We start from the raw sequence: 12,862 nt of genomic DNA on the forward strand, positions 1-12,862 counted from the left end.
GAATCTCTTCACCATGAAACACATCATTGCTGTCTTGCTGGAAAACGAGCCTGGCGCTCTTTCCCGCGTCGTGGGCCTCTTCTCGGCCCGTGGTTACAACATCGAATCGCTCACCGTGGCGCCCACCGAGGATGCATCGCTGTCGCGCATGACCATCCAGACCACGGGCTCCGACGACGTGATCGAGCAGATCACCAAGCACCTGAACCGCCTGATCGAAGTCGTGAAGGTAGTGGACCTCACCGAAGGCGCCTACACCGAGCGCGAGCTCATGATGGTGAAGGTGCGTGCCGTGGGTAAGGAGCGCGAGGAGATGAAGCGCATGGCCGACATCTTCCGTGGCCGCATCATCGACGTGACCGAGAAGAGCTACACCATCGAGCTGACGGGCGACCAGTCCAAGAACGACGCCTTCCTGCAGGCCATTGACCGCACGGCCATCCTCGAAACCGTGCGCACGGGTGCCAGCGGCATCGGCCGCGGCGAGCGCATTCTGCGCGTGTAAGACAATTCACCCCGTTTTTTCCCCATTTCAACCCCCAACAACGCATTTCAACCGGAGCGACCCATGAAAGTTTTCTACGACAAAGACACCGACCTGAGCCTGATCAAGGGCAAGACCGTGGCCATCATTGGTTACGGCAGCCAAGGCCACGCCCACGCACAAAACCTGAACGACAGTGGCGTGAAGGTTGTGGTCGGCCTGCGCAAGGGCGGTGCATCGTGGGACAAGGTTGGCAAGGCTGGCCTGACGGTGATGGAAGTCAACGACGCCGTGAAGGCCGCTGACGTGGTCATGATCCTGCTGCCCGACGAAGACATCGCAGCCGTGTACAAGAACAACGTGGAACCCAACATCAAGCAAGGCGCTTCGCTGGCCTTTGCCCATGGCTTCAACGTGCACTACAACCAGGTCGTGCCCCGCGCTGACCTGGACGTGTGGATGGTGGCCCCCAAGGCCCCAGGCCACACCGTGCGCAACACCTACACCCAAGGCGGCGGCGTGCCCCACCTGGTCGCTGTGCACCAGGACAAGTCCGGCAAGGCCCGTGACCTGGCCTTGAGCTACGCAGCTGCCAACGGCGGCGGCAAGGCCGGCATCATCGAGACCAACTTCAAGGAAGAAACCGAGACCGACCTGTTCGGCGAACAGGCCGTGCTGTGTGGCGGTGCCGTCGAGTTGATCAAGATGGGTTACGAAACCCTGGTCGAAGCTGGCTACGCTCCTGAAATGGCCTACTTCGAGTGCCTGCACGAGCTCAAGCTCATCGTGGACCTGATCTACGAAGGCGGCATTGCCAACATGAACTACTCGATCTCGAACAACGCCGAGTACGGCGAGTACGTGACCGGCCCTGAAGTGATCAACGAGCAGTCGCGCGCCGCCATGCGCAATGCCCTGAAGCGCATCCAGAACGGCGACTACGCCAAGATGTTCATCCAGGAAGGCCGCCTGAACTACCCATCGATGACGGCCCGCCGCCGCAACACGGCCGACCACAGCATCGAAAAGGTGGGCAGCCAGCTGCGCGCCATGATGCCCTGGATCGCCAAGAACAAGCTGGTCGACCAGACCCGCAACTGATACTTCCGAGCGAAGCATCCCAAGGCCACTTCGGTGGCCTTTTTCGTTGCCAGGCGGCCCATGCGCAGGCGCTACACTGCGGCCTTCGCCTTTTGCGCGCAGGGCGACTTGTGTCCCTGCGACAATTCGCTTAATACTATAAATTTTATAGCTGCTTGCGTAATGTGCGTGGGCGCTGGAGGTCTGTTTGATGCATGACGGCAATGAGTCCACCGAGAACCCCGGTGTGATGGTGCGCAAAAGGCGCAAAGGCATCTACATCCTTCCCAACCTGTTCACGCTGGCGGCTCTATTTGGTGGCTTTTATTCCATCGTCATGGCGATGAATGGCCACTTTGACCAAGCGGCTGTAGGCGTTTTCTGCGCCATGGTGCTCGACAGCCTTGACGGCCGCGTGGCCCGCATGACTAACACCCAGAGTGCGTTTGGCGAGCAGATGGATTCGCTGTCGGACATGGTGTCTTTTGGCGCTGCGCCGGCCCTGATTGCTTATGAGTGGTCACTTCAGGGCCTGGGCCGCTGGGGCTGGATTGCCGCTTTTGTGTACTGTGCATGTGCAGCGCTTCGCTTGGCTCGCTTCAACGTGAACACTGGCGTGGTGGACAAGCGCTACTTTCAGGGGTTGCCTTCGCCGGCGGCCGCGGCTCTGGTGGCCGGGTTCATCTGGTTGATGACTGAGTTGGGCGTGCGTCCAGGCGAAGACCACTGGCTGACTTGGAGTCAGGTGACATGGATCATGTTTGCCTTCACGCTGTATGCAGGACTCACCATGGTGACCAATGTGCCGTTCTATAGCTTCAAGGACGTGCAGATGAAAAAGAGCGTGCCCTTTGCCGCCATCGTGCTGATTGCGCTGGGCATTGCCGTCATCAACATCCATCCTCCCATCGTGCTGTTTGGCGTGTTTGTTTTTTATGGGCTGTCTGGTTACGCCGTGTATGCCTGGCGCAAGGCCAAGGGCCAGCACAGCAGCGTGATCAGCACCTCGACCGATGAGCCCGACGAGCGCGGGTTGCACAAGTGACCATCGCCTCCGCTGCCGCGCAGTTGTGCTACATTGCGTTGCATGAACAAGTTTGCATTGGCTCTACTGCTACCTCCCCACGGGCGGAGACAGTAGGCGCACGCGCACACTTTTTCCACAAAGGCCCGTATGCACCCGCAACGGGCCTTTTGTTTTGGGCGACAGATTTTTGACGTTGCGGGTCCCCACCCACCGATACCAGGAGAACAACATGGCAGACAAACTGATCATTTTCGATACCACCTTGCGCGATGGCGAGCAGTCCCCCGGCGCCTCGATGACCAAGGATGAAAAGCTGCGCATTGCGCGCCAGCTGGAGCGTCTGAAGGTGGATGTGATCGAGGCCGGTTTTGCCGCCAGCTCCAACGGCGATTTCGAGGCGGTGCAGGCCATTGCCAACGCCATCAAGGACTCGACCATCTGCTCGCTCTCGCGCGCCAACGACCGCGACATCTCGCGGGCGGCCGAAGCGCTCAAAGGTGCCAACAGCGCGCGCATTCACACGTTCATTGCCACCAGCGCACTGCATATGGAGAAGAAGCTGCGCATGACGCCGGAGCAGGTGCTGGAGCAGGCCAAACAATCCGTGCGCTTTGCCCGCAACCTTGTTGCCGACATCGAGTTCAGCCCCGAAGACGGCTACCGCAGCGACCCAGACTTCCTCTGCCGCGTGCTCGAAGCGGTGATCGCCGAAGGCGCCACCACCATCAACGTACCCGACACCGTGGGCTATGCCGTGCCCGAACTGTACGGCAACTTCATCAAGACGCTGCGCGAACGCATTCCCAACAGCGACAAGGCCATCTGGTCCGTGCACTGCCACAACGATCTGGGCATGGCCGTAGCCAACTCGTTGGCCGGCGTGAAGATCGGTGGCGCACGCCAGGTGGAGTGCACGATCAACGGTCTGGGTGAGCGCGCTGGCAACTGCTCGCTCGAAGAGATCGTGATGGCTGTGAAGACCCGCAAGGACTATTTCGGGCTGGATCTGGGGATCGACACCCAGCACATCGTGGCCGCCAGCCGCATGGTCAGCCAGACCACAGGCTTCGTGGTGCAGCCCAATAAGGCCGTGGTGGGCGCCAATGCGTTTGCGCATGCCAGCGGTATCCACCAGGACGGCGTGCTCAAGGCCCGCGACACCTACGAAATCATGCGCGCCGAGGACGTGGGTTGGAGTGCCAACAAGATCGTGCTGGGCAAGCTCAGCGGCCGCAACGCGTTCAAGCAGCGCCTGCAGGAGCTGGGCGTGCAGCTCGACAGCGAAACCGAAATCAATGTGGCTTTTGCCAAGTTCAAGGAACTGGCCGACCGCAAGAGCGAGATTTTTGACGAGGACATCCTCGCACTGGTCAGCGACGAGAGCGTGACGGCAGAGAAGGAGCAATACGGCTTTGTCTCGTTGTTCCAGCAGAGTGAAACCGGAGAGCAGCCGCGTGCGCGCATCGTGTTCACGGTGGATGGACAAGAGGTGCGCGGCGAGGCGGAGGGCAACGGCCCGGTTGATGCCTCGCTCAAGGCCATCGAATCGCACGTGAAAAGCGGTGCCGAGATGGTGCTGTATTCCGTCAACGCCATCAGTGGCTCCACCGAGAGCCAGGGCGAGGTCACTGTGCGGTTGCAGAACAGCGGGCGTGTCGTGAACGGGGTGGGCGCAGATCCGGACATCGTCGTGGCATCGGCGAAGGCCTATCTCAGCGCTTTGAACAAGTTACAAAGTAAAGCAGATCGCGTGGCCGCACAAGGCTGAACGATCTCTTTATAATTCACTCACTTTCTCGGAAAGTCGCGCAAGGTATTGATCTTGCGCGACTTTTTTTGATTCTGTACACTGCCCCATAATTCTTACCGTTTGGAGCACTTTGATGCACCATCGCCGCAACGTTGCAGTGAATCGATTTTTCCAGTGGGTGGGTTTCGCGCTCGTGAGCGCTGCCCTCATTTCGCCTGCCGCGCACGCGGCAGATGTCAAAAAACAAGGGACCAAAAAGCAGCAGGTCAGTGCAGCCAGCGCCAAGCGTACTGTCGCACAGCGCAAGGTGGCTGCCAGCGTCAAGCCTACCCGTGTCGCCGCCCGCACAGCCAAAGCACCCACCAAGGTAGCGTATGTGCCTGCCAAGCCTTCTTTTGGTCAGATGGCGGGCTTGCATGAAGTCAATGACCCCCTGGATCTCAAGTCCAGCGTGGCTTTGGTGGTAGACCAAGATACGCACGAGGTCTTGCTGCGCAAGAACGATCAGGCGGTGCTTCCGATTGCGTCGTTGACCAAGCTCATGACGGGTATGTTGATCTCCCAGGCCAAGTTGCCCATGGATGAGCCTGTCACGATCACCCAGGATGATGTGGATACCGAAAAGGGGAGCCGGTCTCGCCTGACAGTGGGCACGACGCTCACGCGTGGCGAAATGCTGCACCTGGCGCTGATGTCCAGTGAGAACCGCGCCGCCCATGCGCTGGGCCGCACCTACCCGGGTGGCCTGGACGTTTTTGTGGCCCTGATGAACGCCAAGGCCAAGTCGCTGGGAATGAACGACACCCACTACGTCGAGCCCACCGGCCTGTCCAGCCGCAACCAGTCCAGTGCCCGCGACCTTGCGACGCTGGTGGGCGTGGCGCACGGAGACCCCTTGCTGCGCGAACTGTCAACATCGCCCGGCTTTGAGGTGGCCGTGGGGCACAAGACGCTCCAGTACAACAACACCAACGGACTTGTGAAGAACCCCACCTGGGATATCGGCCTGCAAAAGACCGGCTATATCTCCGAGGCGGGCCGTTGCTTGGTGATGCAGGCCCAAGTGGCGGGGCGCAAGTTGATCATGGTGTTCCTTGACTCTGCGGGCAAGTTCAGCCGACTGGGCGATGCTGAGCGTGTTCGTCGTTGGGTGGAGTCCAACCCTGCGTTGGCCGCCCCTTTGCAGGCAGCACGTAGCACCAACGGCTGATCTGCTGAATTCACGGCATACGCCTGACAGGCCTGTTCTGTCAGGCGTTTTTATTTTGCGTTTGCGACTCCTTGGCAGGTATGCGCTTATGCCGGCAGCTGAAGGCCGGGGCTGTGTGCGCCTTGCTGATACGAGGGTGTGTAGTCGTGACGGCCAGACGGCACCGGCTATTGGGCCGGTTGCATCAATGCATTCCCGATGCCTCGCTCAGAGCGGCGTTGCCTAGCCCTCCTTGGGGCGTCAGCGCAATTCGGTACGTTGACTGGTGAGGGATGGGTGACCGGCTTCGACACTCGGTGGCGTATAGCCCAAGGCCAGTGAAATCTCATTCGCTGTAGCCTGCAGTTTGGGCAGCCAGCCTTCATCCAGACGATCCGCAGGCGCCGAAATGGAGAGGCCTGCGACCAGTTTGCCCTGGTCGTCATACACGCCCGCGGCCATGCAGCGCACCCCCAGCTCCAGCTCTTCGTTGTCGCGAGCAATACCGTACTGGCGGGCCTTGGCCAGTTCTCGTTCCAGCAACGGAAGCTGCGTGATGCTGTTGCGGGTGTGGCCTGCCAGACCGGTACGGGTGGCATAGGCGCGGACGCGTTGGGGGTCATCCAGCGCAAGGAAGAGCTTGCCTGTCGAGGTCAGGTGCAGAGGCGCTCTGCCGCCAATGGCGCGCACCACCTGCATGCCTGATCGTTCGCTGTAGGCACGCTCTACATACACGATCTCATCGCCCTGGCGCATGCTCAGGTTCACGGGCTGCTGGATCAGTTTGTGCAGCGCGCGCATGGGGGTGAGCGCCGCATCACGAACGCTCAGACGTGCCTTCACCAGGTTGCCCAGCTCCAGCAGTCGCATGCCCAATCGGTAGCTGCCTGATTCGGGGCGGTCAACAAAACGGCCGATGGTCAGGTCGTTGAGGATGCGGTGTGTGGTGGAGGGATGCAGCCCGGTTTTTTCGCTGATCTCCTTGAGGGAAATCGCTTCTTCCCGTGAGGCCAGAACGTCGATCAGTGTGAACATGCGCTCAAGCACCTGAACGCTGGGTTTGGGGGAGATGCTGGGATCGGTTTTTTTCATGAGCGGCAATGGTGCAAGGGCCGCTGCATTTTATCTTGTGAAATATGAATGTGCGTTCAGGGGCTCGCTTGCACGGTACCTGTGACCCGGTGCCAAGCCCCGTCGGTGCGGATTTCATGGGGCAGAAAGCGTGCCTTGTAGCTCATCTTGGGGCTGGTTTCGATCCAGTAACCCAGGTACACATGGGGCAGACCCAGTGAATGGGCTTGCGCGATCTGCCACATGACGTTGTAGGTGCCGTAGCTGCAATGGGGCTCTGGCTCGTAGAACGTGTACACGGCAGACAGGCCGTCATCGAGCACATCGAGGATGGAGACCATTTTGAGCGCGCCGGGTTCGCCGGACGCGTCGGTCTCGCGGAACTCCACCAACCTGGAGTTCACCCTGCTTTGCAGCAGAAATTGTGTGTACTGGTCGATGCTGTCGTGGTCCATGCCGCCGCCCGCGTGGCGACCGTTCTGGTAGCGCAGGTACAACTGGTAGTGCTCGGGCACAAAACACAGCCGCAACACCCGTGCCTGCAGTTGGCCGTGGCGCGCAGCAGCACGCCGTTGGCTGCGGTCAGGCTTGAACTCGTTGACAAGAACCCGCAGCGGGGTACAGGCCTGACAGCCGTCGCAATAGGGGCGATAGGTGAACATGCCGCTGCGGCGAAACCCCTTGGCGACCAGATCGGAGTAAAGATCGCTCTGGATCAGGTGGCTGGGGGTGGCGACCTGAGACCGTGCCTGCCGGTCCGGCAGGTAACTGCAGGGGTAGGGCGCTGTCGCGTAAAACTGCAGGGTTTGCAGCGGAAGGTCGTTGAGTTGCGTCATGCCGGATCGGTCTTGGGTGGCAGCAGCTCGTCCCAGTATACGGGCTCAAATTGCCATGTGATGGGGGGCTGCTGTCGCGCGCTGTCCACATGCCGCAGGAACTCGGCCCGGGGTATCTCCCGTCCACCCAGGGATGCGAGGTGCTGCGTGTTTTGCTGGCAGTCAATCAAGGTGATGCCATGACGGCGGCACAGGCAGACCAGGGCCGACAGGGCGATCTTGGAGGCGTCGGTTTCATGTGCAAACATGGACTCTCCGAACACCGCGCGACCCAGCGCCACGCAGTACAGGCCCCCCACGAGTTGTCCATCGACCCAGGTTTCCACGCTGTGGGCATGTCCTGCCAGATGCAGTTCGGTGTAGGCGTCGACCATCTCCGGAACGATCCAGGTGCCAGCCTGGCCTTCGCGTTCCTTGGTGGAGCAGGCGGTGATGACGTCCCGGAACGCGCTGTCGATGCGGATTTCGCAGCGCGCCTGTCTGCGAAATGCCTGCAGCTTTTTGCGCAGCGAGCGGCGCAACCTGAACTCAGCCACCGGCAGCACCATGCGAGGATCAGGTGCCCACCACAGGATGGGCTGACCGGGGCCATACCAGGGAAAGGTGCCCTGTGCATATGCAGCGCACAGGCTGGCCACATCCAGCGCGCCGCCTGCTGCCAGCAGGCCCGGCGCGGGATCGTCTTCCCCCCACGCGAGGGTCGGTGCGGGAAAGGGGGCGTGGGGTTCGAGCCAGGGTAGTTGCGGGGGCATGCTGGGTGCGCAAAGCCACCATTGTCTGGCATGCAGCGTTTGCCACGCCGCGGCAGGGATGGCGAAAAAAAAGCCCCGCACTTTGGAAGTGCAGGGCTTTTTTGATTGGCTCCTCGACCTGGGCTCGAACCAGGGACCTACGGATTAACAGTCCGGCGCTCTACCGACTGAGCTATCGAGGAATGATCGGTATTTATCGACTAACTAATTGAAAGGCCCCGCTTTACTCATGCAGGGCCTGCAAATTCTTGGCTCCTCGACCTGGGCTCGAACCAGGGACCTACGGATTAACAGTCCGGCGCTCTACCGACTGAGCTATCGAGGAACAAGACTTAGATTATATACACAAAATTGGGCCCGAATCGAAAAACAGCCCTGTCCATTCAAAAGCCCGTGCAGCGCCGTGGAGTCGTACTGCGCGTTATGCTGAACGGTATCCTGCCCAGCGAGCGGCTTGTGTTGCATCCAACTCCCTCACGATATGACCATCCACACCATCCTGAAAATGGGCGACCCCCGCCTGCTGCGCGTGGCCCAGCCAGTGACCGCATTCGATACCGATGAATTGCACCAGCTGGTGCGCGACATGTTCGAGACCATGGCGTCGGTGAATGGGGCGGGGCTGGCCGCACCGCAGATCGGGGTGGATCTGCAACTGGTCATCTTTGGCTCCAACGACCGCAACCCGCGTTACCCGGACCGGCCGCTGGTGCCACCCACCGTCCTGCTCAACCCGGTGATCACGCCTCTGGGGACAGAAGAGGAAGAAGACTGGGAAGGGTGCCTCTCCGTGCCGGGTTTGCGTGGCAAGGTGCCCCGCTGGTCACGCATCCGCTACACAGGCTTCGACCTGTATGGCGATCCCATTGACCGCACGGTAGACGGCTTTCATGCGCGCGTCGTACAGCACGAATGCGACCATCTGATCGGCAAGCTGTATCCCATGCGGGTGCGTGATTTCACGCAGTTCGGGTTTACCGAGGTGCTGTTCCCGGAGATCAGCGCCAACGAGGACGACTGAGCCAGACCCACCACCCTTGGCTCACGCCCGCCAAGTCAGGATGACAGTTCCTGCAGCAGCTCGGTCTCGATCTGGATCTGGCGCGCGTTGTTCTGCAGCTCAGGGCCCTGGATGAGGAAGGTGTCTTCCACCCGTTCGCCCAGGGTGCTCACTTTGGCCAGTTGCACGCTCAGGTGATGCTGCGCCAGGATGCGGGCCACCAGATACAGCAGGCCCGCACGGTCGCTGGCAGAGATGGCCAGCAGCCAACGCTGCGCCTTTTCGTCGGGTCGCAGGGTCACGCGGGGGGCGACCGGGAAGCTCTTGACCCGGCGTGATACCCGCTTGCGGGTGGGCTCGGGTAGAGGGCCGCCTTCCTCAATCACGCGCATCAGGTCGCTCTCGACCATGTGGGTCAGCTCGCGGTAGTGCCCGGGCTGTTCAGACGCGGAAGAGGCCACAACCTGGAAGGTATCCAGCGCATAGCCGTTATTGGCGGTGTGCACCCGCGCGTCCAGGATGCTGAAGCCAACGCGATCGAAGTAGCCGCAGATGCGTGCGAAAAGGTCGGCTTGATCAGCGGCGTAGACCATGACCTGCAGGCCATCGCCCGCCAGTGACTGCCGGGCGCGCACCACCGGTTTGGCCGCGCCCACGTAGCGCGACAGGTGGCGCGTGTGCCAGGCGATGTCGGCGGCGTCGTGGCGCATGAAGTAGCTCACGTCGAGCGTGGCCCACAGCGCCTTGTGCGCTTCAAAGGGCAGGGCGTTGAGCGCCAGCAGCACCAGTGCCTCGCGTTTGCGGGCCTCGATCTCGGCGGCTGCGTCGGGCGCGCGGCCACCCAGGGTGCGCAGCGTGGCGCGGTACAGGTCTTCCAGCAGCTTGCCCTTCCAGGCGTTCCAGACCTTGGGGCTGGTGCCGCGGATGTCCGCCACGGTGAGCAGGTACATCGCCGTGAGGTTGCGCTCGTTGCCCACACGGTGCGCAAAGGCGCCGATCACATCCGGGTCGCTCAGGTCCTGCTTTTGCGCCACGGTGCTCATGGTCAGGTGCTCACGCACCAGAAACTCGATGAGTCGGCCGTCTTCGCGGTCCACCCCGTGCTGGCGGCAAAAGCGCCGCACTTCCTCTGCGCCGATTTGTGAGTGGTCGCCGCCGCGCCCCTTGCCAATGTCGTGGAACAGCGCGGCCACGTACAGGATCCACGGCTTGTCCCAGCCGCCCGCCAGCTGCGAGCAGAACGGGTATTCGTGCGCATGTTCGGCCATGAAGAAGCGGCGCACGTTGCGCAGCACCATCAGGATGTGCTGGTCCACCGTGTAGACGTGGAACAGGTCATGCTGCATCTGTCCCACGATGCGGCGAAACGGCCACAGGTAGCGCCCCAGCACCGAGGTCTGGTTCATCAGCCGCATGGCATGGGTGATACCCGAGGGTTGCTGCAGGATGCGCATGAAGGCATCGCGGTTGACCGGGTCGCGCCGGAAGGCGCTGTCCATCACGCCGCGTGCGTTGTACAGCGCGCGCAGGGTGCGCGCCGACAGGTCCTTGAGCCCGACCGTGGTCTGGTACAGCAGAAAGGTTTCCAGGATCGCATGCGGGTCGCGGGTGTACAGGTCGTCACTCGCCACTTCGATGAGGCCCGCCTTCTCGAAGAAGCGCTCATTGATCGGACGCGGCTCGTGGGTCGATGGGTTCAGGCGCTCTTCAATGTTGAGCAGCAGGATCTGGCTGAGTTGCGACACCGCCTTGGCTGCCCAGTAGTAGCGGCGCATCAGGCTTTCGCTGGCCCGCATGGGCAGGCGCGATCCGTCGGGTGCCTGCGAGCGGTAGCCGAACGACTCGGCCACGGCCGTCTGCAGGTCGAACACCAGCCGGTCTTCGTGCCGCCCGGCCGCCGCATGCAGGCGGGCACGGATCAGGCAGAGCAGCGCTTCGTTGCGCTCGATCTGGCGCACTTCGAAGGCCGTGGCCATGCCGCTGGCGGCCAGCTCCTTCCAGTTACTGCCCAGCCCGGCCGCCTGGGACACCCACAGGATCATCTGCAGGTCGCGCAGCCCGCCGGGCGACTCCTTGCAGTTGGGCTCCAGCGAATAGGGGGTGTTCTCGTACTTGGTGTGGCGCTGGCGCATCTCGAGCGTTTTGGCGACCAGAAACGCCTGGGGGTTCATCTGCGCCCGGTACTGGCGTTGGAACTCTGCAAACAGCGCGGCATTGCCGCACACCAGACGGGATTCGAGCAGCGAGGTCTGCACGGTGACATCGCCCGCGCTCTCGGCCAGGCATTCGGCCACCGTGCGCACGCTCGATCCGATCTCCAGGCCCGTGTCCCAGCAGCTGCCAATGAAGCCTTCGAGCTTGGTGCGCAAGGCGCTGCCGGCCTCGGGTGCCGTGCCGTCGGGCAGTAGCAGCAGGACATCGACATCGGAGTAGGGGAACAGCTGGTCACGCCCGAAGCCGCCGACCGCCACCAGGGCCATGTCATTGGGCAGCTGGGCGCGTTGCCACAGGGTTTGCAGCAGGTTGCCCGCCAGCGACGACAGCTTGCGCAGCAGCACGCGGATGCTGCGCGTTGATGCGCCGGTGGATTGCATGGCAGCCAGCAGCGCAGCCTTGTCGCTGCGATAGGCGTCGCGCAGGGCATGGAGTTCAGTCATGGTCGGTAAGTATCGTGGGAGGCCATGAAAAAGCCATGCAAGAGTTGTGCAAGCGGCAGCCGGCGGCGCGGGACCCGGTGGCCCCGCCGTCGCCTCAGGTCTTGGTGGCTGTCACAAAGGACGGCAGGGGGGGCGATCCAGCCGACAGCGTCATCACCTCATACCCCGTGGGAGTGACCAGCACCGTGTGCTCCCACTGGGCCGACAGGCTGTGGTCCTTGGTCACGATGGTCCAGCCGTCGTTGCCGTGTTCCTTCACCTCGCGGCGGCCCGCATTGATCATGGGCTCGATGGTGAACACCATGCCGGGCACCAGCTCTTCGAGCGTGCCAGGCTTTCCGTAGTGCAGCACCTGCGGCTCTTCATGGAACTTCTTGCCAATGCCGTGGCCGCAGAACTCGCGCACCACCGAAAAACCGTGCCCTTCGGCAAACTTCTGGATTGCGTGGCCGATATCCCCCAGCCGTGCGCCGGGCTTGACCTGCACGATGCCGTGCCACATGGCTTCAAAGGTCAGCGCTGACAGTCGCTTGGCGGCGATCGAGCATTCGCCGATCAGGAACATACGGCTGTTGTCGCCGTACCAGCCGTCCTTGGTGATCACGGTCACGTCCACATTGACGATGTCGCCCTTCTTGAGCGGCTTGTCGTTGGGGATGCCGTGGCACACCACATGGTTGACCGAGGTGCACAGCGAAGCCGGGTAGGGCGGGTAGCCCGGTGGCTGGTAGCCCACGGTGGCCGAGATGGTGCCCTGCTGGGCCATGCATTCGGCGCCCAGGCGATCGATTTCTTTGGTGGTGATGCCGGGCTTGATGTGCGGTGTGATGTAGTCCAGCACTTCGGAGGCCAGACGGCAGGCCAGGCGCATGCCCTCGATGTCCTCGGCGCTTTTGATGGTGATGCTCATGGCGCAATTATCCCATTGGCCCCCCGGCTGCGCAGGCGGCCCGGCCATGCCCGGTAAAATGGAGGGCTCCGGTGCTGGTTGCACGCTGGCGCCCGGAGCCACCCTC

Annotated in this window: 11 protein-coding genes and 2 tRNA genes; 6 read left to right on the forward strand and 7 right to left on the reverse strand. The window is 62.0% G+C overall.

Going from position 1 to position 12,862, the window contains the following annotated elements; translation table 11 throughout:
* Positions 1–13 precede the first annotated feature (13 nt).
* The 5 genes from ilvN (at position 14) to pbpG (ending at position 5,551) form a co-directional block, all read left to right on the forward strand.
* Complete coding sequence (gene ilvN, locus ACOYR4_RS09140; RefSeq protein ID WP_015013659.1) at positions 14–505, forward strand: acetolactate synthase small subunit; 492 nt, start codon at positions 14–16, stop codon at positions 503–505.
* 63 nt (positions 506–568) lie between these two features.
* Positions 569–1,585, forward strand: coding sequence for a ketol-acid reductoisomerase (ilvC, locus tag ACOYR4_RS09145; RefSeq protein ID WP_015013660.1), 1,017 nt, complete (start codon positions 569–571; stop codon positions 1,583–1,585).
* 190 nt (positions 1,586–1,775) lie between these two features.
* Entirely contained in the window at positions 1,776–2,609 is an 834-nt protein-coding gene (gene pssA / locus ACOYR4_RS09150; RefSeq protein WP_422849317.1) for a CDP-diacylglycerol--serine O-phosphatidyltransferase, read from the forward strand.
* Between the two features lie 211 nt (positions 2,610–2,820).
* Positions 2,821–4,359, forward strand: a complete 1,539-nt coding sequence (locus ACOYR4_RS09155; protein WP_060985654.1) for a 2-isopropylmalate synthase — start codon at positions 2,821–2,823, stop codon at positions 4,357–4,359.
* A 115-nt stretch (positions 4,360–4,474) separates the two neighbouring features.
* Positions 4,475–5,551, forward strand: a complete 1,077-nt coding sequence (gene pbpG, locus ACOYR4_RS09160; RefSeq protein ID WP_422849318.1) for a D-alanyl-D-alanine endopeptidase — start codon at positions 4,475–4,477, stop codon at positions 5,549–5,551.
* Between the two features lie 240 nt (positions 5,552–5,791).
* On the opposite strand, the gene ACOYR4_RS09165 is transcribed toward pbpG, so the two are convergent.
* From ACOYR4_RS09165 to ACOYR4_RS09185, 5 genes are all read right to left on the reverse strand, one after another.
* On the reverse strand, positions 5,792–6,622 hold the full coding sequence (locus tag ACOYR4_RS09165) for an IclR family transcriptional regulator (RefSeq protein WP_422849638.1): 831 nt from the start codon (positions 6,620–6,622) through the stop codon (positions 5,792–5,794).
* Positions 6,623–6,678: 56 nt separating this feature from the next.
* Positions 6,679–7,437 (reverse strand): arginyltransferase, encoded by a 759-nt coding sequence (locus ACOYR4_RS09170; protein ID WP_295944121.1) that lies wholly within the window; start codon positions 7,435–7,437, stop codon positions 6,679–6,681.
* On the reverse strand, positions 7,434–8,189 hold the full coding sequence (gene aat / locus ACOYR4_RS09175; RefSeq protein WP_422849319.1) for a leucyl/phenylalanyl-tRNA--protein transferase: 756 nt from the start codon (positions 8,187–8,189) through the stop codon (positions 7,434–7,436). Before aat ends, ACOYR4_RS09170 begins: the two co-directional genes overlap by 4 nt.
* A gap of 106 nt (positions 8,190–8,295) precedes the next feature.
* A tRNA-Asn gene (locus ACOYR4_RS09180) sits at positions 8,296–8,371 on the reverse strand.
* Positions 8,372–8,438: 67 nt separating this feature from the next.
* Positions 8,439–8,514: transfer RNA gene (locus ACOYR4_RS09185), tRNA-Asn, on the reverse strand.
* 156 nt (positions 8,515–8,670) lie between these two features.
* On the opposite strand from ACOYR4_RS09185, the gene def reads away from it, so the two are divergent.
* A complete protein-coding gene (def, locus tag ACOYR4_RS09190; RefSeq protein WP_422849320.1) occupies positions 8,671–9,210 on the forward strand; it encodes a peptide deformylase in 540 nt (179 codons plus the stop codon).
* A gap of 35 nt (positions 9,211–9,245) precedes the next feature.
* On the opposite strand, the gene ACOYR4_RS09195 is transcribed toward def, so the two are convergent.
* Both ACOYR4_RS09195 and map read right to left on the reverse strand, forming a co-directional pair.
* Positions 9,246–11,846 carry a [protein-PII] uridylyltransferase gene (locus tag ACOYR4_RS09195; protein WP_422849321.1) on the reverse strand — a complete coding sequence of 867 codons (2,601 nt, stop codon included), beginning with the start codon at positions 11,844–11,846 and terminating at the stop codon, positions 9,246–9,248.
* A gap of 94 nt (positions 11,847–11,940) precedes the next feature.
* Complete coding sequence (gene map, locus ACOYR4_RS09200) at positions 11,941–12,756, reverse strand: type I methionyl aminopeptidase (protein ID WP_422849322.1); 816 nt, start codon at positions 12,754–12,756, stop codon at positions 11,941–11,943.
* Positions 12,757–12,862: the final 106 nt, after the last annotated feature.

The sequence above is a fragment of the Acidovorax sp. M14 genome (genome assembly GCF_049331375.1).
Classification (GTDB): Bacteria; Pseudomonadota; Gammaproteobacteria; order Burkholderiales; family Burkholderiaceae_C; genus Acidovorax.